A 21,687-nucleotide genomic window follows, 5' to 3' on the forward strand; every position below is an offset into this window, starting at 1 on the left:
ACCTGAAGGCTTGGGTTGAAAACGCTTAGATCGTGTAGGCGATCCAGCGACCGCAGATGATCACGACGCACCACAAGCCGATCGACAGCCAGGCCAACGCCTTGATCGGGCGCGGGTCGCCGTTGTCGGGGGCGCGTAGCAGCGGGCGGCGCAGCCACAGCGTCAGACCGAACGCGGTCGCCACCAGGGCCATCTTCAGCCAGAACGTGGTGTTGACCAGGACCCGGTCGGGCTCGGCGATGATCATGAGCAAGCCGGTCATGAGCAGCACGATGAGTGCGTTGCGCATCCACGGGTAATAGCGGCGAACCACGCCGCGCAAGGGTTCGTCGCTGGCCAGCACGCCAGCCAGGCGCAGGTCGGAAACGAGCGCCGAACCGAACAGCACGGTGATGGCGATGATATGAATGCTCTGCACCGTGGGAATGACCCAGAGAATGTCGCGGATGGCGGTGCTCAGGGGCGATGCATAGATCCAGGCAATGATGAGTGACGATGACATCGGCGTTCCTTCCTCGTGGGCTTAGAAGTCTTGGGGTGTCGCGATCGGCCGCAGGCGCGCCGCATCCTCTGGCAGCAGGTAGCCTTGCTGGATCGAAACGGCTTTGGCTTCTTCGAATTTCTGCGCGTAGCGGTTGAAGTTGGCGTAGTGCCGGCCCAGCACGTCCTTCGCGTAGGCCACCTTGGTGTCGTAGATCAGGCCGCAGCCGGTCTCCTGGTCGGTAAGGTAGGTCGCACTCGGCACCTGGACCCACGGCGGGCGCACGCCGCCCTGCAGGTTGCCGGTGGCCGGGGCACGTGCGGCCGCCTTGCCGTCGCGCACCACCCGTGGCGCCTTCGGCATGGGGGTGCCGTCGCGCACCCAACGGTCCATGCGATCGAGCAGCGCCGACACCACCAGCTCTACGGGTTCGTCGTACAGCGTCTGGCAGCGAGGGTCGTCGCCCTTGCCGACATCGGCCGCCAGCGGTTCGGTGTGCTCGGTCCCCAGATCGGCCAGGCGCAGATGAGGCATGCCGGTGACTTCGTAGTAACGCAGCTGCGGGCTGTCGGTGTCCGGAGGCAGGGGGATGCCTTCGATCACGTCGTGCAGGGTTTCGGACTGGCTGTAGACGGTCACGAACGGCACGCCCTCGGGCATCTGGCGCGGCACGCGGATGACGTCGCCGCCGACTTCGCCATAGGCCATGCGGCCGGTCATGTAGGCATCGATCAGCGGCCTGCCGTCAGGCAGGCGCCATTGCTGGTGGCGGCCCTGGTCGAGGTAGTCCATCCAGACTTGTGCAGTCACGGCCCAGCTGTTGACGTAGACACGCTGCACGTCGAAGCCGGCCAGCGGGCCCTGTGTCGCAGGGGTTTTCAGCAGCAACGCCAGCTGCGCCGCGATGCCTTGTGACTGCGGCGCGAACGGATCGGGCACGGTGCCCCGGCTGAAATGCTCCGGGTCGTAGTAAGTGCCCAGCGGCGCATACCGCGCGTAATCGAAGCGGCGCATAAAGTCGAAATTGACGATTCGTCCGTACCTGGCGATCTGCTCGGCCTCGGCCGCTGGCGTGTCCGCGATGAACTTGGGATCGACCCGCGGCTGGTTGGTGTTCAGCGTGTAGCCGACATAGGCGTAGCCACGGCGCAGCAAATAGTCGCGGGTCAGGATCCATCCGGCGCCACGCTCGCCAAACCAGCTGAAGGGCTCGATCACCACCGTGCCGTTGAAGCGCGCGGGGTCGGCCGGTCGGCGCACCAGAATGCGCGTGGTGTAGGGCGCGTCGAAGCGTTGCTCACCCGTGGCGGTAATGGCCGGGGCGATGCCTTGCAGGTAGAACTCTTGCTCGGTGTAGCCGTACTGGTCGAGGTCGCTGTACTCGGTACCGGGACGTAACGCCGACGACAGCGGCAACTGGCCCGACGGCGGCACGGCAATCGCGGTCGGCAGGCGCGGCACGTCGGCCCACGCGTTCGACGTGAGCGCCAGCAACAGGCCGCCGAGGGTCATCGTGCGCTGCATCCGGCCCACCTTATTCAAGACTGAGGGACGCTTTGCCCTCGCTGTCGATCACGATCTGGTTGTTCTCGCAGACGTACTCTTGAATCGCATAGCTGGAGCGCTTGTAGTCGAAAGTGAAGCGATACGGCGTGTTGAGCACCTGCGGGTCTTCGATCAGGACCTGATCCTCCAGGTGATCAGGCCCGCGCAGCCGGATGCGTTCGGTGATCTTCATGTCCGGGCCGTGGGGCACGTCATAGAAGTGCACGTCGCTGCGCACACGCTGGGTTTCGACGACGAGGGTGTCGCCTTCCCAATGCCCACGCGAATGGCCCTGGTACAGCGGGTCGAGTTTTTCCTTGGGCGGCATCGCCTGGTTCAACAGAATCCGGCGGACCTGCTGCAGGTATTCACCCAGGACGACCACTTGCTTGCCGTCGTGAATGATTTGGATCGGGAACAGCGCCGCCATCATTGTCGGCATGCCTTCGGGCAGGCATTTGGAACTGGTGGTCGCGAGCGGTGTGCCAGCCTCGTTGGCGGCGGCCTGTTTCTTCTTGAACGCGGCATATTCGGCGGCATACGGCGCCTTGAGGTCCATCGGCCCGCCGGGGTGCACGGGGTCGTCCGGGTTCTCGCCAAACCAATCGTCCGGGGTGCGTTCCCAGGTGCCGCTGATATCGGGCTTGGGTTTGGGCATTGTCGCGGCGTTGGTTAGCGCTGTGCTCGTCGCAAGGGCGAAGCCCAGGCCGATGATTGCTATGTGCAAGGTGCGTGTCGGTTTCATAGAGACATCTCCACAAAGTGGTGCGGTGCGGTTGGGCGGCAAAGAGACGGCGTTCAACCGCCGCCCGAGAGCACCACGTCACCGATCTTGATCTCCACGAGGAGCCCGCCGGGTTCGCCGTTTTTCAGCGGTTTGAAGGACACCTCGGCGTTCTCGCCGGCCTTGATCGAGTCTGCGCTCCAGCCGGTACGCTGCAACGCGTTGACGCTGCCCGTCTCGATCTTGTAGCGCTGGGGCGGCGGGCCGGGGGCATCGAGGTAAATGGTGATGTGCGGGTTGGTCCAGGCAAAGCGCTCCACCACACCCTTGACGGTGACCGTGCGGGTCTGGTCGAACAGCGCGAAGGAATGGTGGGCCGTGGCGGTTGACGACAGGGCACTGCAGGCAACCAGGCTCAGCAGGCAAAGTCCCTGGCGCAACAGCGGGGAGGGCAGAACAGTCATGACGGGTGCCTCGGTTTTTATGGTTCTTATGGGCCCAGCATAGGGTGGCGAAGTGGGCAGGCCGTAGCCCAAAACGGCAACCAATGGCGGTGAGCGAAGGAATTCGCGCGATGGCCATGCACATGCTGATTTGGGTTACCGCTGGCAGGGTTGATTCGGAAAAATCGCGACTCGCCTCATAAATATAAAAACAGGAGAGACGTCATGCGCAGCCCCCCTTATGCCCCGTTACTGTCGCTGGTTGCACTGTGTGCATTCGAGCCGCAAGCACACGCCTACACGCTGTACAACGAAGAGGATGGTGGCACCGTTTTGAACGCTGAACTGGGCGCTGGCTTCGGCTGGTTCGGCAGTACCCGCAATTACCTCGCCGACCCGCAGAAAGTACCCGGCAGCATGCGTTGGCAAGAGGGCTACGCCAAATATGGCCTCAACGGCACCACTGACAAGCTCACCGCCGGCTCGATCTACGGTGGCTTCAGCCTGCTCAGTTCCGCCACATGGGGCGACGGCGACACCGGCAAAAACACGGCTGGCAATGAGCGCAGAACTGCCGTGGAAGACGCCTACCTGGGCTGGCGCTCGGGTGAGCTGATCCCTGCCCTGGGCAAGGACGGCGTGGATTTTTCCTTCGGCCGCCAACTGGTGACGGTGGACGGCTTCCTGATTACCGACGATGGCTTCAACCCCGGCAACGCCTTCAGTCCCATCGCGGATGTCAACGATGGTCGCTTCAACCGTGGCGGCGCCTTCTACCTTGGCCAGCGCCTGGCGTTCGGCAATACCGCCGTGCTCAAGGTGGGCGGTAAGGAGGGCTTGCACGGCAGCCTGATCTGGCTCAAGTCGGATAACCCGGGGCAGTCCAAAACCGAAGTGGCGGCGGCCACGATTGACTACACGACGCCGTTCGGCTCGCTCGGTTCCACCTACATACATGGCCTGGATGTCGAGGAGCGCTACGCCTTCGCTGATCGGATGGAACGCAAAGGCATGAACATCTACAGCCTGCGGGGCCAGGGCAACGCCGGGATCGACAACGCCGATTTCGCCTTTGAAGTGGCGCGCCAGGAAAAACGCTCGGGGTCACAGCGTGCGATGTTCTTCGACGCGGGCTACACCTTCGCCGACGTCAAATGGCAGCCGACGCTGAGCTATCGCTATACGCGGTATTCCGAAGGTTGGGATTTCCTGTTCCAGGGCGGTTTCCGCAAGCGCTACCAGGGTGAGGTTGCGGCCAACTACGCCGGCTCCGTGACGTCGAACATGCAGATCAACGATGTCCTGCTCTCCGTGCGGCCGACCGACAAGCTGACGCTCAATGCCATGGTCTTCGACTACCACCAACTGTCCCGTAAACAACAACAGAACTTCAGTGCGCGAGAGGTGGATCTGTTTCTTGATTGGGTGGTAACGGACAACATCACCCTGTCGCCGCTGGTTGGCTTCTACAAACCAGAGAAGTGGCTGGGCAATGGTGGGCTTCAGAGTGGCAGCGCATCCACCAACACGTACATGCAGTTGATTGTCTGGGTGACGTTCTAGAAGAGGGCGGCGTTGGCGCCTGGCGCCAACGCCTGTTTGCCTCAGAGCATGCGGCGCAACACGTCGTTGCGTGGGTCCTTGTCGTAGAAGCGGTGCTTGAGGGCGCCGGCGATGTGCAGCACGATCAGCGCGAGCAGGGTGTAGGCGCACACCTTGTGCAGCAATTGGAACACCACGAACCAGTCGTCATTTTTTGGCAACAGCTCTGGCAGGTTGACGCCAAAAAAGAACACCCCGTCGCTCATGGTGAAGGTACTCGACATGGAGTACCCCATCAGCGGCACGATCACCAGCAAGGCATACATTGCCCGCTGGATCAGCCTGGACAGCACGCGCTCATGCGGTGCCAGTGTTTCCAGCGGTTGTGGAATGTGCGGCGTGCGAAAGCGCACGGCAATCTGGGTCAGCACCAATAGGAACGCCAACACCCCGAAGGATTTATGCCAGGGGTAATACAGCTCGAATTTGCTCGCCACTTCGTCATTCATGCCGGTCATGTGCCAGCCCGCCCAGAGCAGGCCGGTGATGATCACTGCGCGCACCCAATGCAGCAGGCGCAGGGACGTCGGATAACGATCGATTGTCGTTTGGTTGTTTGAGTTCATCACGGTTTCTCCAACGGTCAGCAAGGGGGCGCCTGGGAGCGCGCCACGCAGGCAAGGGTGGCGCGCTCGGTGCGGGGGAAGGACTCAGGAAGGCATCAGCACGGTGATGACTTTCTCCTCGGTGTAGGCCAGCGCGCCACTGAAGCCGCCTTCACGCCCGATACCACTGGTCTTCAGGCCACCCCACGGCAGGTTGGCGTCCAGCGGGCTCCAGCAGTTGATGCCCACGGCACCGGCATTTACCGCCGCGGCTACGCGGTGCGCGCGCACCAGGTCGGTGGTCCACACGGTCGCCGCCAGGCCGTAGCTGGAGTCGTTGGCCAGGGCGACCGCTTCATCCTCGGTGTCGAAGGTGATCAGGGTGCCGACCGGGCCGAAGATCTCGTCCCTGGCAATTGCCATGTCGTTGCGTGCGTTGGCGAAGATCGTCGGGCGCACGAACCAGCCGCGCCCGGGAGTGGACACGCCACCGGCGAGCAGCGTCGCACCTTGGTCGATGCCCAGCTGAATGTAGCGGTTGACGCGCTCGAACTGGGCTTTCTTGGCCACCGGGCCCATCTGTACGCCGGGCTGGTGCGGGTCGCCGACGTTGACCGCCCGCGCGGCTTCAGCCAGCGCCGCGCCGAAGCGTTCGGCGAGACTGCGCTGCACCAGGATGCGTGAACCGGCGGCACACACCTGGCCCTGGTTGGCGAACAGGCCGAGGGCACAGCCGCGTACCGCGTCGTCGAAGGACGCATCATCGAACACAATCTGCGGGCTCTTGCCGCCCAGCTCCAGGGCCACGCGCTTGAACAGCACGCCGGCCGTGCGCTGGATCTCGCGACCTGCTTCGGGGCTGCCGGTGAAACTGATCTTGGCGATGTGCGGGTGTTCGCACAACGCACGCCCGACCTCGGCACCGTAGCCGGTGACTACGTTGATCACACCGTCCGGGAAGCCTGCTTCCTGCGCCAGCGCCGCCAGGTGCAGGGCCGACTGCGGGGTCTCTTCCGACGGCTTGATCACCACGGTGCAACCGGCGGCCAGCAGCGCGGCGAGCTTCCACACGGTGATCATCAGTGGCGAATTCCACGGCACGATGGCGCCGACCACGCCCACGGGTTCGCGCACCGTGTACGAGAGGGTGCGGGTGCCGAAATAGCCGCCGGTGGGAATGGTGCGACCTTCCAGCTGGTTGGCCCAACCGGCGGCGGCGCGCAGGTTGGCGATGGCGTTGGGCAGGTCCATCCGGCGCGGTTCGATGGGCGAGCGGCCGATGGCGTTGGCGTCCATGTCCGCCAGGCGCTCGCTGTCGCGCTCCACCAGGTCTGCCAGTTTTGACAGCAGCCGGCCACGCCTGGCGCCATCGAGCTGGCTCCAGGCGCCGCGCTCAAGTTGCTCTAGCGCGGCACCCACGGCGTGGTTGACGTCCTCGACGCTGCCACGTGCGCTGCGGCCGTAGACCTGTTCGGTGACCGGGTCGAGCAGGTCGATGTAGTGTCCGCTCGAAGGTTCGACGGCGGCGCCCGCGATGAAGTGGTTCAACTGTTCAGTCATGTTGTGCTCCTTGGATCAGGCCTTGAGGGAGGCCAGGGCGTCGCTGAAGATGTCCAGTGCCTTGAAGAACAGCGCACGGGAGATGGTCAGTGAAGGCATCACGCGCATCACGTTGCTGTAGCGACCGCAAGGGATCATCAGCACGCCGTGGTTGATCAGGTAGCCCATCAGTTGGCCGATCTTTTCACCGGCCAGTGGCGCCTTGGTGAGCGGGTCCTCGACCAGTTCGATACCGATCATCAGGCCGCGCCCGCGCACTTCGCCGACGAAGGGGCTGTTGAAGCCGCGGATGCGTTCCTGGGCTTGCAGGCCCAGGTCGTGGGCGCGATTGAGCAGGTCGAGTTCCGGGTCTTGCAGGATGCTGATGTTGGTCAGCGCCACGGCTGCCGACAGCGAGTTGGCGGCGAAGGTATTGGGCATCGAACCGTCGGGGATCTGTGCGGCCAGGTCCGAGCGCATGATCAGGCCGGCCATGGGCAGGTCGCTGCCGATGCCCTTGCCGAAGGTGAGCATGTCGGGTTTGACGCCGGAGTGCTCGACCGCCCACATCTTGCCGGTACGGCCCGCGCCGGACTGCACTTCATCGACAATCAGCAACGTGCCGCTGCGGTCGCACGCTTGGCGCAGGCGTTGCAGGAACTCGGGGGAGGGCGGCACGTAGCCGCCTTCGCCCTGCACGGGCTCGACGATCACGGCGGCCACGTCATCGGCGGCGGTGTACGGGGTGTTGAGCAGGTAGTCGACGTAGTCACCGGCGATCTGCTCGGCGCTCTTGTGGGTGGTGTCGAAGGGGAAGCGGTAGGCGTACGGGTAGGGCGCGTGGATCACGCCGCCCATCTGTGCGCCGTAGCCTTTGCGATAGGCCGTGCCGGTGGTGAGGGCGCCGGATGCGTTCCACACACCGTGATAACCGCCATGGAAGGCAATGATCTGATGCCGCCCGGTGATGCGCTTGGCGAACTTGATCGCGGCCTCCAACGCATCGCTGCCGCTTTGGGTGAAGAAAGTAATGCAGTCGCCGCGCAAGCCGTCGGGGGCGATCTCGGACATCTTCGCCGCCAGTTCGGTACGGCGGGTGCTGTTGATCTCCAGGGCGTGCATCAACACTTGGGATTGTGCCTGGATGGCCTGCACCACTTTGGGGTGGCAACGGCCTACGCTGCTGACGCCGACACCGGCGGACAGGTCGATGTAAGTGTTGCCATCCGGGTCCTTGAACGTGGCGCCAAAAGCGCGGTCCATCGCCACCGGCATGCGGCCACCCCCGCGGGCCATCGACTCGGTGCGCGCCGACAGCGCCAGGGCCTCGCTCGCCTTGGGGCCGGGCAGGGCGCTGGAGATGATCCGCGGGGCATCCGCGAAGTGCAGGGCTTCAAATTTGGCTTCACTCATGACGGTCTCTCTGGAATGTCGATTTAAGTCAGCCCGATCATCTGCGTGGCGGGTTGCAGGCCGGTAGCCCGAATCGGCAATTGCGCGTGTCAGCCCCAGGGAGGCGCGGAATCTCAGAAACAATTTGCAGGATTTTTGCGATATGCGACTATCCAAAGGCGCGGCGATCTAAAAACAAGAATATGGGTAGAGGCTCCAGATACCATGAAAAACCAGACGATCAGCCATTTTCGCGACATCCACGTGCATGCCGCCACGGTTCAGCAGTGGAACCAGGACTACAGCCAACTCACTGCCGGCTCCGCCGAAAGCACGCTCATGCAACTGACGACGACCGGCTGTCACTTGTTTCTCGAACAGATCAACCAGCGTGTGGTGCAGAACGGCGTGGCCCCCCGCGACAAGATGTGCTTTGCCGTGCCCATCAACGTTCCCGGATCGATCCGGATGCAGGGCCGCGACGTGGACGACAGCAGCCTGTTCTTCCTGCACGGTGGCGAGGAATTCATGTTCCATATGCCGATGGGCATGGAGCTGCTGTCCATCACCTTCGAGCGTGAAATGTTCGAGCAGGCGCTGGAGCAAACCCCGTCGGCGAAGGCCCTCAACCAGTTGCTGCGCCAGCCGGTGATCAAGGTGTCGCCCCAGCGTTTCGCCCAGGCGCGTCGCCGCTTGCTGGCGCTGTTCTCCCAGGCCCTGTTGCACGACGACCTTGACAGCACCTGGGAGTTGGCGTTGGAGCAGGCGATGCTCGACGAGTTGTTGCAACTGATGCTCGACCCGGCCTGCGACAAGCAACAGCGCAGCCCCAGTTCCACGCGCAGTTTCATTGTGGAGAAATGCCACCGCCTGGCGACCGCCGAGCTGCTCAACGTGCCCAGCGTGACCGATTTGTGCCAGCGCCTGCAGGTGAGTCGGCGCACCGTGCAAAACAGCTTTCGCGCGGTGGCCGAGACCACGCCGCTGAACTACCTGCGCTCGGTGCGGCTCAACGGCGTACGCCGCACCTTGATGACCACCCGCGCCCGCGAGCTGTCCATCGGCGACGCCGCCGCGCAATGGGGTTTCTATCACCTCAGCCATTTTGCCGCGGAGTACCAGGAGCTGTTCGCCGAGCTACCGTCCCAGACCACCCGCGCCGCCATCACCGGGTGCGTGCGCGTCTGAACAAAGACCTGGAATCACCGGCGCCAGCCGGGCAGGTGTCGTTGAGCCATTGGGTGACCGATTTGGGCTACCGAGGCGTTCGTGAGCAGGCATAGGATCGAATCCAGCGTGCGACAAGAACGACGAACCCTTCGGTGACGGTGAGCGGTTGACTGTGCCGATCCTCCAGCGACTGCCTCATACAATAAGGTCAACAACATGAGTGTACCTCTCCCGGTCAACCGCTCCACGGAGCTCAAGCGTGGCGCCCTGGGTGTCGGCTTCATCATCTTTTTTGTAGTGTCGGCGGCCAGCCCGCTCAGCGTGATTGCCGGTGGTTTTCCGATTGGCATCATGCTGGGTAACGGCGCCGGTACTCCGGCCTTGCTGATCCTGGCCTTGCTGGTGCTGCTGGCGTTTTCGGTGGGCTACACCACCATGTCCCGGCATGTGACCAATGCCGGTGGTTTCTACGCCTTCACCTCCCGGGGCCTCGGCGGCCTGGCCGGCGGTGCGGCGGGGGTACTGGCGATGTTTGCCTACAACATCCTCCAGGTCGGCTTGTACGGCATGTTCGGCGGGGTGGTCAGCGGCACCATGGCCAGCGTGTTCGGCCTGGCGCTGCCGTGGTGGGCCTATTCGTTGCTGGCGATGGCCAGCGTGGCGATCCTGGGGTATCGCAAGATCGACCTGTCGGCGCGGGTGCTGTCGGTGGTGGTGATCGCCGAGTACCTGGCGATCCTGATCCTGGATTTCGCCATCCTCAAATCCGGCGGTGACAGCGGTATCAACCTCGATGCGTTCAACAGCGCCCATGTGTTCAGCGGCACGCCGTCGATCGGCCTGCTGTTCTGCTTCGCGGCGTTTATCGGCTTTGAAGCCACCACGATCTACGGCGAAGAAGCCAGGGACCCGCAGCGCACCATCCCGATTGCCACCTACTGTTCGGTGCTGTTGATCGGCGGCTTCTACGCGTTGTCGGTCTGGTCGATGGTGGTGGGCGTCGGCGCGGACAAGATCGTGCCGCTGTTGCAGTCCCTGCAAGACCCGACGACCTTTATCTACGGCATGTCCGACCACTTTGTCGGGCCGCAGCTGACCCAGGTGATCCGTGTGCTGTTCATGGTCAGCATCTACGCTGGCCTGTTGGCTTTCCACAACGCCGCCGCACGTTACTTCTACGCAATTGGCCGCGACGGCTTGCTGCACAGCCTGCTGGGCACCACCCACCGCGTGCACCAGAGCCCGCATATGGGCTCGGCGTTGCAAAGCCTGATCTCGGCAGTGGTGGTGCTGATTTTCGCGGCGATGGATGCCGACCCGATCCTGCAACTGTTTGCCTGGCTGTCCAACCTGGCGACGTTGTGCGTGATCTTGCTGATGGCGCTCACGTCGGCTGCGGTGCTGATGTTTTTCCGGCGCCACCCCGAGCTGAAGGTCGGGCTGTGGCGCGGGCGGATTTTCCCGGGGTTCTCGTGCCTGGCGCTGCTGGCGGTGCTGGTGCTGGCGGTGGTGCATTTCGATGTGCTGACGGGCGCCAGCGTGGCTTTGTCCTATGCCTTGTGCGCGATTATTCCGGCGGCGCTGCTGGGCGGCGTGTTTCTCGCCGCTCGCCTGCGCAAGCGTTCACCGCAGCGCTTCCAGGCCCTGGGCAGTCACAAGCTCTAAGGCTGGACGGGGGCTGACGGCTTGCTCAGTTTGACCAGCAGCGCTGCAACCAACAGCAGCGCTGCCGATGCCGCCAACACCAGCACAAAACCGGCATCAAACGCTGAGCGGGCAAAGGCAATCAGCATCGCACGGCCTTCGGGCGCCAGCGTTTCGGCGACCACCAGCGCATCGTCCAGGCTGTCGAATGCCACGGGATCGCGGGTCAGCCACGTCGGAATCGCCACTCCTGCGGCATACGCATAGATCGCCGACAACAGGCTGCCGGCCAGGGTCACACCGACCGCGCCGCCCAGCTCAAACGACACTTCCTCGATGGATGCGGCCATGCCGGCCTTGTCGGCGGGCACGCTGAGCATGATGGTGCTGGATGAAGCGGTCAGCGCCGCGCCAATCGTGAAACCCAAGGCCCCAAGGCTGATGAGTTGCAGGTACGCCGGCGCGGTGTAGAGCAACAGGTACGCCAGCATCGCGGCAGAAGACAGCAGCAATGTCCAGAACAGCATGCGCTGGTGCCCCAGGCGCGGCAGGTAGTAACCGGCCAGGGGGCCGGAGACGAAGGAACCCAGGGGTAATGGCAGGATAAACAGTGCAGCCTCCAACGGTGACAGGCCGAGCACCAGTTGCAGGCGCTGACTGAACACCAGCTCCATGCCGATCAGTGCGGCGGCCGACACCACCGCTGCGATCACCGCATTCCTGAAACCGGCGGTGCGGAACAAGCTCAGGTCGAGCATCGGTTGTGCGGCGCGGCGTTGACGCCGTACGAACAACCACAAGAACAGCGCACCGAGGACCAGCGCCACCAGCATGCCGTTGTAGGCGGGGGCGCGCTTGCCGAGCTCCTTGATTGCATAGGCCAGGCTGATCAAACCGATCATCACCTGCAACGAGCCCAGCCAGTCCCACCGTTTTTGCGTATCTGCGGGCGGATTCGGGATCAGTAGAACGCCGACGACCAGCGCCACCAGCACGATCGGCACATTGATCAAAAACACCGAGCCCCACCAGAAATGCTCCAGCAACAGGCCGCCCACCACCGGCCCGAACGCGGCGCCGCCAGAGGCCACCGAGGCCCACACACCGAACGCCATGGCCTGCTCCCGTGGGTCGCTGAACGTGATCCGCACGATGGCCAGCGTCGCCGGCATCATCATCGCGGCACCGACCGCCAGAAAGCCGCGCGCACCGATCAGCACGCCGGCGGTTGGCGAAAATGCGGCAACCAGCGAGAACACGCCAAACACCGCCAGCCCGCCGATAAACAGGCGCTTGTGGCCGAGGCGGTCACCCAGGGTGCCCATGCCCAGCAGCAGCCCGGCGGCGATCAGCGCGTAGATGTTGACGATCCACAGTTTCTGCGACGGCGAGGCATTCAGCTCGCGGGTCAGGGTGGGCAGGGCGGTATACAGCACGGTCATGTCAATGACGATCAGCAGCAGGGCGCTGGAAATAATCGCCAGGATCAACCAGCGCAATGGAAGTGTCATGGGGGGACTCGGAGGCAGGGGAAGCGTTGCAGGCAGGTTACTGTAACTCAGGCTCGGCGCGCGTGGCGCCGTGCCGTTTACACGCGAAAGTGCCCAACCAATTGCTGTTGATGAGTGGCCATGGCGTGCAGCGATTCACTGGCTCGCGTGGCGTCGTTCATCTGGTGGCTGAGTGTTTCGCTGATGCCACGGATGTCACTGACCCGATGGCTGATGTCTTCCACCACGGTGCTTTGTTCCAGGGCCGCGCTGGCGATCTGTTGGTTCATTTGTTCAATCACATCCACGGCCTGGGAAACCGCCTCCAGCGCCGAGCGGGTCTGTTGCACCTGGAGCACGCTGTGGCCGGCCTGCTCGCGGCTCGCCTGGGTGCTGTGCACCACTTCCTGGCTGAGCTGTTGCAAGGTTTCGATCACCGCGCGTACCTGTTCGACCGAGCGCTGGGTGTTGCTCGCCAGGTGCCTGACCTCATCGGCCACCACTGCAAAACCACGGCCCTGCTCGCCGGCCCTGGCGGCTTCGATGGCCGCGTTCAACGCCAGCAGGTTGGTCTGTTGGGCGATGGCGCTGATTACATCGAGCACTTGGCCAATCTGGGTGCTGCTGTCGGCGAGGGCGGTGACCTGCGTGAGGGTGCCGTCCAGGCGCTGATCGAGGCTGTCGATGCTGCGCTCGGCCGTGGCGAATACCGCCTGGCCGGTTCGGCTGGCGTTTTCGGCGGCGGTGGCGGCGTCTGCGGCGCTGTGGGAATGGCGCGCCACTTCCTGGGCACTGGCGCTCATTTGATGCAGCGCGGTCGCGGCCAATTCTACTTCGCGGTATTGGCGCTGCATGCCCGTGCTGACCTCGCGGGCAATGCCCGATGAGGTGTCGGCATGGTTGCGGGTCTCCACGGCGGCATTTTGGATGGCGCGCATCATCGGTTGTAGCTTGTCGAGGAAACGGTTGAAGCCACTGGCGAGTCGACCCAGTTCGTCGCGTCGCCCGGCGGGCAGGCGTTGCGTGAGGTCGCCGTCGCCCTCGGCAATCGCATCCAGCAGGTTGGCCACCTTCAATATCGGGCGTGTCACGCCGTAGGCCGCGAGCCAGATCAGCAGCATGCCCAGGCAGCTGGCCAGCAGGCCCAGGCCCAGATTGAAGCGGTTGGCGTCGCGGTTCTTGTTGTCCAGTTCGCTTTGCATTTGCTGCGCGGGCGCCTGCACCAGAGCTTGCGGTACTTTGATCTGCAGTTGCCACGCTGGGTTGCCCGTCACGGTTTGCAGGGCCTGGGCCACGTCCACGGCGGCCTCGCTGACCGAACCGCTGCGCCCGGCCACCTGGCCGGCGGGTGACAGGATCGTCACCTCGCTGGCCCCCGCGTACAGGTCCTGGCCGAGGTTGGCGGCAAGCTTTTGCAGGGTGTCGAGGCTGACGTCCAGGCCCAGCACGCCGAGTACCTGGCCATTGACGATCAGCGGCACGGAAATGCTGCTCATCAATACGTCACGGCCTTCTACCTGGCTGGTGTAGGGCTCGACCACGCAGGTGCGCCGTTGCGTCTGGGGGCAGCGATACCAGTCGGTGTCCGGATCGGCGCCGGGCAGCGCATGGTTGGCGGTGATTTGCGCCTCGCTCAGCACATCCTGCACCAGTTGCCCCGGCTGGCTTTGCGACCAGTACAGCGCAAAGCGTCCGGTTTCGTTGCCGGCCAGGGCGGGTTGCGCGACGAAATCCGCATCGGCCCCGGCCAGCGCGCCGGGCAACAGCACCACGTACAGACCGAGCACGTCCGCGCGCTTGAACAGGGCCTGGCGGGTCACCTCCACCAGGCTTTCACGCAATTGCGCGGCGCTGAGGCGCCCCTTGAGTGCCTGCTCGCGCAGGTGCACGACCTGTTCGGCGAAGCCTTCGCTGTACAGCGCCGCTGCGTTGAAAAAACGCTCCACGCGCAGGCCTTGGGCAACGGCCTGGGCTTGCAAACGCTCGACGGCGGCTTGCCCCAGCAACTGGCTGCTCTGTTGCTTGAGCAGGTTGGCGCTTTGTTGATTCTGGTACACGCCGGCACCGATCAGCGCGCCGACTACGGTCAGCAGGCACAGCCCGCTCAACAGGGTGATGCGCCATTGGAGGGTGAGGTGGGTTGAACGCATGGCTGAGGTTCCTGAAGAGAGCACGATGGCGCGAGCATGCGGGGCGCCTGGATAAGCGGCTATCCCGAATCGGCAAGCGCTGGCGGTGGCGGCTTGACCTGTTTTGGGGCGCGGGTTCGGATGCTACCGATTTGGGATAGCGAGGGGTTTGGGGCGGGCATAGGATCAAATTCAGCGTGCAACCAAAACAACAAGCTAACCGGTGCCGATGCGGTGTGGTCGGACCAACCCAACAGCGACTGCCTCATACAATAAGGTCAACAAAATGAGTGTTTCTATTCCGGTCAACAGCTCCACGGAGCTCAAGCGTGGCGCCCTGGGTGTCGGCTTCATCATCTTCTTTGTGGTGTCGGCGGCCAGCCCGCTCAGTGTAATTGCCGGCGGGTTTCCCATTGGCATCATGCTTGGCAACGGCGCCGGTACGCCGGCGTTGCTGATCCTGGCCTTGCTGGTGCTGCTGGCGTTTTCGGTGGGCTACACCACCATGTCCAAGCACCTGACCAACGCCGGTGGTTTCTACGCCTTCACCTCCCGGGGCCTCGGTGGCCTGGCCGGCGGTGCGGCGGGGGTGCTGGCGATGTTTGCCTACAACATCCTCCAGGTCGGCTTGTACGGCATGTTCGGCGGGGTGGTCAGCGGCACCATGGCCAGTGTGTTCGGCCTGGAGTTGCCGTGGTGGGCCTATTCGCTGTTGGCGATGGCCAGTGTGGCGATCCTGGGGTATCGCAAGATCGACCTGTCGGCACGGGTGCTGTCGGTGGTGGTGATTGCCGAGTACCTGGCGATCCTGATCCTGGATTTCGCCATCCTCAAATCCGGCGGTGACAGTGGCGTCAACCTCGATGCATTCACTAGCAGCCGTGTGTTCAGCGGCACCCCGTCGATCGGCCTGCTGTTCTGCTTCGCGGCGTTTATCGGCTTTGAAGCCACGACCATCTACGGCGAGGAAGCCAAGAACCCGCAACGCACCATCCCGATTGCCACCTACTGCTCGGTGCTGTTGATCGGCGGCTTCTATGCGTTGTCGGTGTGGGCGATGGTGGTGGGCGTCGGTGCGGACAAGATCGTGCCGCTGTTGCAGTCCCTGCAAGACCCGACGACCTTTATCTACGGCATGTCCGACCACTTTGTCGGGCCGCAGCTGACCCAGGTGATCCGCGTGCTGTTCATGGTCAGCATCTACGCCGGGCTGTTGGCCTTCCACAACGCCGCCGCACGTTACTTCTACGCGATTGGCCGCGACGGTTTGCTGCACAGCCTGCTGGGCACCACCCACCGCGTGCACCAGAGCCCGCACATGGGCTCGGCGTTGCAGAGCCTGATCGCCGCCGTGGTGGTACTGATTTTCGCGGCGATGGACGCCGACCCGATCCTGCAACTGTTCGCCTGGTTCTCCAACCTGGCCACGCTGTGTGTGATCTTGCTGATGGCGCTGACCTCGGTGGCCGTGTGCGCGTACTTCCAGCGCCATCCCGAATTGAATGTCGGCGTGTGGCGTGGGCGCATCCTGCCGGGGTTTTCCTGCCTGGCGCTGGTGTCGGTGCTGGTGCTGGCTGTGGTGCACTTCGATGTGCTGACCGGGGCCAGCAAAGTCCTGTCCTACGGCCTCTGCGCGATCATTCCGATGGCCTTGATCATCGGCGTCTATCTCGCCGCCCGCCTGCGCAAAATCTCGCCATCGCGTTTCCACGCGTTGGGCAGCCACAAGCTTTAAGCCGCAACCGATTACCTAGGCAAAACCGGGCCGCCGCCAGTTGGCGCGGCCCGTCAGTGTGTGAAAGGAAGGTTTCCAATGCAAAACTACACGATGCATATCAATGGGCTGCCAGTGGCGGGTGAACAGGGTCGCTTCGATGTGATCAACCCCGCCACCGGCAAGGTGTTCGCCCAATGCCCGGCGGGCTCGCTGGCGCAACTCGACCAGGCCGTCGACGCCGCGCAAGCCGCGTTCAAGACCTGGCGCCACAGCAGCCACGCCGACCGTTGCCAGCGCTTGCTGGCCATCGCCACCGACATCGAGCAGGAAGCCGACGCCCTGGCCCGGCTGATCGTGCAAGAGCAAGGCAAGCCGCTGGAGCTGGCGTTCTCCGAAGTCATGGGCGCCGCCGCCTGGACCCGCTACGCGGCCGGGCAGGAAATCGCCTTGGAGTTGGTCGAGGAAACGCCGACGCAACGCATCGAGCTGCACCGCAAGCCATTGGGCGTGGTGGCCTCGATCACACCGTGGAACTGGCCGTTCATGATCGCCGTGTGGCACATCATGCCGGCGCTGCGGGCGGGCAACTGCGTGATCAGCAAGCCGTCGAGCCTGACTCCGCTGAGCACCCTGGGCCTGGTGGACATCATCGCCCGGCATGTGCCAAACGGCGTGATCAATTGCGTGACCGGCGAGCAAGGCTTTGGCAGCGCGATCACTTCCCACACCGGCATCCAGAAAATCGTGTTTACCGGTTCCACCGCCACCGGGCAAAGCGTGATGCGTGGCGCGGCAGGCAACCTCAAGCGCCTGACCCTGGAACTGGGCGGCAACGACGCTGCCATCGTGTTGCCCGGCACCCCGGTGGACGCGGTGGCCGAGGCAATTTTCCAGGCGGCCTTTCTCAACATGGGCCAGACCTGCGCCGCGCTCAAGCGCCTGTACATCCACGAATCGCAATACGCAGCGTTTTGCGAGGCGCTGACGCAAATTGCCGCGCGCCAGGTGGTGGGCGATGGCCTCGACGCGGGCGTGACCTTCGGCCCGGTACAGAACCTGGAACAACTGCAACTGGTGGAAGCGCTGGTCGCCGACGCACGGGCCCAGGGTGGCCGGGTGCTGTGTGGTGGCGCGCGCCTGGATCATGCCGGCTACTTCTATCCGCCGACCTTGGTCGCGGACGTTACCGACGGCCAGCGCCTGGTGGATGAAGAACAATTCGGCCCGGTATTGCCGTTGATCGCCTACCGCGATGTCGAGGATGTGCTGCAACGCGCCAATGCGGGCGACATGGGCCTCGGCGGCTCAGTGTGGGGGCCGGATGTCGCGCAGGCCAAGGCCTTGGCCAGCCGCCTGGAAAGCGGTGTGGCGTGGGTCAACTGCCACGCCCAGATCCAACCGAATACACCGTTTGGCGGCAGCAAGATGTCCGGGTTTGGCGTCGAGTTCGGCCTGGAAGGGCTGCTGGAATTCACCGGACAACAACTGCTGTTTGTGCGCAAGCGCGAGGCTGAATAAGGAACATGAGCATGTACGAGAAATACAAGAACGCCGAAAAAAAATTCTGGCACCCCATGGGCTCCAGCGCCGCGCCGCACCGTGACAAAACCCTGCTCATCGCCCGGGGCGACGGCAACTACATCACCGACATCGACGGCCAGCGCATGCTCGATGGCGTGGGCGGGCTGTGGAACGTCAACATCGGGCACAACCGCGCCAGCGTGAAGGCGGCGATTGCCGCACAGTTGGATGAGCTGGCGTATTACCAGACCTTCGACGGCATTGCCCACCCTCGGGTGTTTGACCTGGCCGAACGGCTGACCGGCATGTTCGCCCAGGAGCGCATGGCGCGGGTGTTGTTCAGTTCTGGTGGTTCGGATGCGGTCGAGACCGCGCTGAAAATGGCCCGGCAATACTGGATCGCCAGCGGCGAGCCCGGGCGTACGCGCTTCCTGTCCCTGCGCAACGGCTATCACGGCGTGCACATGGGCGGCACCTCGGTGGGCGGCAATGGGGTGTACCACTACAACCACGGCCAACTCCTCGCCGGTTGCCACTTGCTCGACACGCCCTGGCTGTATCGCAACCCCTGGGATTGCCGCGATCCCCAAGCGCTGACCGCGCACTGCATCCGCCAGTTGGAAGAGCAGATCGCGTTGCTCGGCGCCCAGACCATCGCGGCCTTGATCGCCGAGCCCGTGCAAGGGGCGGGCGGGGTGATCGTGCCTCCGGCCGACTATTGGCCGCGTTTGCGCGAGGTGTGCGACCGCCACGGCATTCTGTTGATTGCCGACGAAGTGGTCACTGGCTTCGGGCGTTCGGGCTGCATGCTCGGCAGTCGCGGCTGGGGCGTGGCACCGGACATCCTGTGCCTGGCCAAGGGCATCACCGCCGGTTACATCCCGCTGGGTGCCACGCTGTTCAACCAGCGCATCGCCGATGCCATCGAAAACGGCCAGGGTTTCAGCCACATGATCATGCACGGCTACACCTACAGCGGGCACCCGACCGCGTGTGCGGCGGCGCTGGCGGTGCTGGATATCGTCGAAGCCGAAGACCTGCCGGGTAACGCCGCCAAGGTGGGTGCGCAACTGCTGGAACAACTGCAGCCACTGGTTGAACGCTACGCGGTGGTGGGTGAGGTGCGCGGCAAGGGCCTGATGATTGCCCTGGACCTGGTCAGCGACAAACGTACCCGCCAGCCCCTCGACCCCGCCGCGGGCCAACCGTCACGCATCGCCGACGAGGCGCGCCGTGCCGGAGTGCTGGTACGGCCGATCGGCAACAAGATCATCCTCTCGCCGCCATTGACCCTCACCCGCGACGAGGCGGGCTTGATGGTGTCGGCGCTGGAAGCGGCATTCGCCCGCTGCGGCTAGTTCCCGCGCATTCGGTGCGGCCCGCCCGCACCGACGTCACATCCCTATCTGAGACAGCCTATCAAAGGCGCCCCCAAGGAGCTTCAGCCATGCGCTATCCATCGCGTCGTCCGGTTTTCGGCCGCACACTTGTGTGCACGTTGGCGCTGTGCGCCCTCAACCAGGCCCAGGCCTATGAGTTGTACAGTGATGAAAGCCGGCATCTCAACGCCGACATGACCGCCGTGTTCGGGCACTTCAACAGTCGCAAGAACTATGACGGCACGTCCGGCGGTTCGACCTGGCGCGAAGGCTTTATCAAATACGGCCTGAGCGGCGACCAGGCCCTGGCGGGCAATGGCACGGCGTATGGCGCCTTTGCGCTGCTCAGCTCCGCAACCTGGGGCGACGGTGACCCGGCTGGCAACACCCTGGGCACCGAACGCACCACCAAGATCGAAGACGCCTACCTCGGCTGGCGTTCCGGGGATCTGTTCCCGGCCCTGGGCAAGGACGGCGTGGATATTTCCGCCGGGCGCCAGGTAGTCAAGCTGGGCCGCGGTTTCCTGATCAACGATGACGGGCCGAACCTGGGCAAGGGCCCCGCCGATGGCCAGCTGAACCGGGGTGGCGCGTTTTACCTGGCGGCGCGGCATGCGTTCGACCAGACCGCATTTGTGCGCCTCGGCGGGCAGGAGGGCGTGCATGGCAGCCTGCTCTGGCTCAAGTCCGACAACCGCGCCCAGGCCGAAACCGAACTGGCCGCCGGCACCCTGGAGTACACCGCCAAACCGGGCACGCTGGGGTTGACCTGGGTCCACGGCATCGACGTCAACGAGCGGTGGGCCAGCGACTTTCAACGCCAGCGCAAGGGCATGAATGTCTACAGCCTGCGCGGTGAGGGCGACGCAGGCATGCCCAACGTCAGCCTGGCGTTCGAGTATGCCTGGCAGGACAAGGGCGCCGGGCCGCAAAACGCCTGGTACGGTGAAGCCGGCTACACCTTCGCCGACACGGCCTGGGCGCCCAAGCTGACCTACCGCTATGCGCGCTATTCACAAAAGTGGGATTCGCTGTTCACTGGCCTGAGCCAGGGCTACGGCACCTGGTTGCAGGGCGAAGTCGCCAGTAACTACAGCGGGCCGTTCAACAGCAACACGCGCGTACAGCACCTGGGCCTCAAGGCGACCCCCCTGGAAAACCTGACCTTGGGCGCGCTGTTCTTCGATTTCGATACGGTGCGCAAGGCCAATGCACTGAACCTCAACGCCCGCGAGCTGGACCTGTATGCCGAGTGGGCGGTGAACCCGCACCTGATCATCACCCCGCTGGTCGGCTTGTACAAACCGCAACAGGACGCCAGCTCGGGCGGCAATCAGGTGGGGAGCAACGGCACCAACGTGTACAGCCAGGTGACCGTCGCCGTGCCGTTCTGAGTCGCTCAGGCCGCCGGGGTGGCGGGCGGGTTGCGCATGTTGTCGGCGATGCGCCGCGTGGTGTCCATGACCATTTCGATCACGGTCTCCTGGCGCAGCAACTTGAAGCTTTGCGTGCTGCCGACGGCCGACAGGCTGCCGACCACTTCGTCGAGGTCGGTCTGGATGATGGGCGCGGCGATCCCGGTCAGGCCCAGGTTGAGTTCGTCGTGGGTCAGGCAGTAGCCGTCCTTGCGGATCTTTTTCGCGGCCTTGTTGAACCCCGCCCAGTCATAGGGGCTGGCGGGGTCGTTGGCCATGTGCTCGTCGAACAGGCGTTGCAGGCGGCGGCCTTTCTGGAACGCGATCAACACCTTCGATTGCGCCCCCCGGAAGAACGGCAGCGGCTGCCCGCGCCCGAATGCAAAGTGATAGGTGTCGGTAGGTTCGGCAATGTAGGTGTTGATGATGCGCCCGTCGTAAAACACGCTGGCAAACACCGCCAGGCCGGTCTGCGCGGACAGCTCGTGCATCAACTCGCGACCGGCGACGAGGATCGGGTCGTACTGGCGCATTTTCCAGTCCAGCTCGATCACCCGCGGGCCCAAGCCATAGCTGCCGGCGTCCACGCGGGTCAGCAGGCCGGCGTCACACAGATCCTTGACGTAGCGGTACACCGTTGCCCGTGACAGGCCCATGCGCTCGGCGATGGTGTCGGGGTCGATCTTCAACGTCTGTGGACCGAACAGGTCCAGGACACTCAGCAATTTGCTCAGGCTACTCATTTCGTTCCTAGAAAAGGGGGGACGTGCTGCGTCGGGCTGGCGCAACACTACCGCAGTGAGAGAAAAACGCAATATTTGGCAGATTATTCGCCATCTAAAAATCTCAAAAGTCTCAATAAATGAGATAAACAGAAATAAAATGCTTGTTGATTGAATATTTGTGTGTGATAAATCTCATCACTGCAAACGCTCAAGCAAGAGGGCTGAA

The 21,687-nt window shown here is 63.8% G+C and carries 17 protein-coding genes and 1 pseudogene; 7 read left to right on the plus strand and 11 right to left on the minus strand.

Annotated features, from left to right (window positions below):
- Positions 1-25 precede the first annotated feature (25 nt).
- From LIY36_RS21335 to LIY36_RS21350, 4 genes are read right to left on the minus strand one after another with little or no spacing between them, the layout of a single operon-like run.
- Entirely contained in the window at positions 26-502 is a 477-nt protein-coding gene (locus LIY36_RS21335; RefSeq protein ID WP_226457043.1) for a DUF6644 family protein, read from the minus strand.
- A 21-nt stretch (positions 503-523) separates the two neighbouring features.
- The gene (locus LIY36_RS21340; protein ID WP_226457044.1) at positions 524-2,005 is read right to left on the minus strand and encodes an alpha/beta hydrolase domain-containing protein; all 1,482 of its coding nucleotides are present in this window, start codon (positions 2,003-2,005) and stop codon (positions 524-526) included.
- A 10-nt stretch (positions 2,006-2,015) separates the two neighbouring features.
- Complete coding sequence (locus LIY36_RS21345) at positions 2,016-2,771, minus strand: hypothetical protein (RefSeq protein ID WP_192300992.1); 756 nt, start codon at positions 2,769-2,771, stop codon at positions 2,016-2,018.
- Positions 2,772-2,824: 53 nt separating this feature from the next.
- Positions 2,825-3,214, minus strand: a complete 390-nt coding sequence (locus LIY36_RS21350; RefSeq protein ID WP_192300991.1) for a DUF6152 family protein — start codon at positions 3,212-3,214, stop codon at positions 2,825-2,827.
- Positions 3,215-3,418: 204 nt separating this feature from the next.
- On the opposite strand from LIY36_RS21350, the gene LIY36_RS21355 reads away from it, so the two are divergent.
- Positions 3,419-4,756 (plus strand): alginate export family protein, encoded by a 1,338-nt coding sequence (locus LIY36_RS21355; protein WP_226457045.1) that lies wholly within the window; start codon positions 3,419-3,421, stop codon positions 4,754-4,756.
- Between the two features lie 41 nt (positions 4,757-4,797).
- Here the strand turns inward: LIY36_RS21355 and LIY36_RS21360 are convergent, their stop codons facing one another.
- The 3 genes from LIY36_RS21360 to LIY36_RS21370 form a co-directional block, all read right to left on the minus strand.
- Positions 4,798-5,361, minus strand: coding sequence for a cytochrome b (locus LIY36_RS21360; RefSeq protein ID WP_192300989.1), 564 nt, complete (start codon positions 5,359-5,361; stop codon positions 4,798-4,800).
- An 84-nt stretch (positions 5,362-5,445) separates the two neighbouring features.
- Positions 5,446-6,900, minus strand: coding sequence for an aldehyde dehydrogenase family protein (locus tag LIY36_RS21365; RefSeq protein WP_226457046.1), 1,455 nt, complete (start codon positions 6,898-6,900; stop codon positions 5,446-5,448).
- A 15-nt stretch (positions 6,901-6,915) separates the two neighbouring features.
- A complete protein-coding gene (locus tag LIY36_RS21370; RefSeq protein ID WP_226457047.1) occupies positions 6,916-8,292 on the minus strand; it encodes an aspartate aminotransferase family protein in 1,377 nt (458 codons plus the stop codon).
- A 204-nt stretch (positions 8,293-8,496) separates the two neighbouring features.
- On the opposite strand from LIY36_RS21370, the gene LIY36_RS21375 reads away from it, so the two are divergent.
- Positions 8,497-9,459: a helix-turn-helix domain-containing protein gene (locus tag LIY36_RS21375; protein WP_226457048.1), complete on the plus strand. Its 963-nt coding sequence runs from the start codon at positions 8,497-8,499 to the stop codon at positions 9,457-9,459.
- A 198-nt stretch (positions 9,460-9,657) separates the two neighbouring features.
- Positions 9,658-11,106 (plus strand): APC family permease, encoded by a 1,449-nt coding sequence (locus tag LIY36_RS21380; protein ID WP_226457049.1) that lies wholly within the window; start codon positions 9,658-9,660, stop codon positions 11,104-11,106.
- Here the strand turns inward: LIY36_RS21380 and LIY36_RS21385 are convergent.
- From LIY36_RS21385 to LIY36_RS27940, 3 genes and pseudogenes are all read right to left on the minus strand, one after another.
- Positions 11,103-12,596, minus strand: coding sequence for an MFS transporter (locus LIY36_RS21385; RefSeq protein ID WP_226457050.1), 1,494 nt, complete (start codon positions 12,594-12,596; stop codon positions 11,103-11,105). The two genes, LIY36_RS21380 and LIY36_RS21385, sit on opposite strands and share 4 nt — an antisense overlap.
- A gap of 77 nt (positions 12,597-12,673) precedes the next feature.
- Positions 12,674-13,516 carry a methyl-accepting chemotaxis protein gene (locus tag LIY36_RS27935; protein ID WP_442962225.1) on the minus strand — a complete coding sequence of 281 codons (843 nt, stop codon included), beginning with the start codon at positions 13,514-13,516 and terminating at the stop codon, positions 12,674-12,676.
- A gap of 15 nt (positions 13,517-13,531) precedes the next feature.
- A pseudogene (locus tag LIY36_RS27940) lies at positions 13,532-14,725 on the minus strand (PDC sensor domain-containing protein); the annotation flags it as partial.
- A gap of 265 nt (positions 14,726-14,990) precedes the next feature.
- Here LIY36_RS27940 and LIY36_RS21395 point away from each other — a divergent pair.
- From LIY36_RS21395 to LIY36_RS21410, 4 genes are all read left to right on the plus strand, one after another.
- On the plus strand, positions 14,991-16,439 hold the full coding sequence (locus LIY36_RS21395; protein WP_226457052.1) for an APC family permease: 1,449 nt from the start codon (positions 14,991-14,993) through the stop codon (positions 16,437-16,439).
- A 78-nt stretch (positions 16,440-16,517) separates the two neighbouring features.
- Positions 16,518-17,939 (plus strand): aldehyde dehydrogenase family protein, encoded by a 1,422-nt coding sequence (locus LIY36_RS21400; RefSeq protein WP_226457053.1) that lies wholly within the window; start codon positions 16,518-16,520, stop codon positions 17,937-17,939.
- Between the two features lie 11 nt (positions 17,940-17,950).
- Positions 17,951-19,300 (plus strand): aminotransferase class III-fold pyridoxal phosphate-dependent enzyme, encoded by a 1,350-nt coding sequence (locus LIY36_RS21405; protein WP_226457054.1) that lies wholly within the window; start codon positions 17,951-17,953, stop codon positions 19,298-19,300.
- A gap of 89 nt (positions 19,301-19,389) precedes the next feature.
- Positions 19,390-20,715, plus strand: coding sequence for an alginate export family protein (locus LIY36_RS21410; RefSeq protein WP_226457055.1), 1,326 nt, complete (start codon positions 19,390-19,392; stop codon positions 20,713-20,715).
- A gap of 5 nt (positions 20,716-20,720) precedes the next feature.
- Here the strand turns inward: LIY36_RS21410 and LIY36_RS21415 are convergent, their stop codons facing one another.
- Positions 20,721-21,479: an IclR family transcriptional regulator gene (locus LIY36_RS21415; RefSeq protein WP_192300978.1), complete on the minus strand. Its 759-nt coding sequence runs from the start codon at positions 21,477-21,479 to the stop codon at positions 20,721-20,723.
- Positions 21,480-21,687 lie beyond the last annotated feature (208 nt).

Source organism: Pseudomonas sp. AF03-9 (genome assembly GCF_020515815.1).
GTDB lineage: Bacteria > Pseudomonadota > Gammaproteobacteria > Pseudomonadales > Pseudomonadaceae > Aquipseudomonas.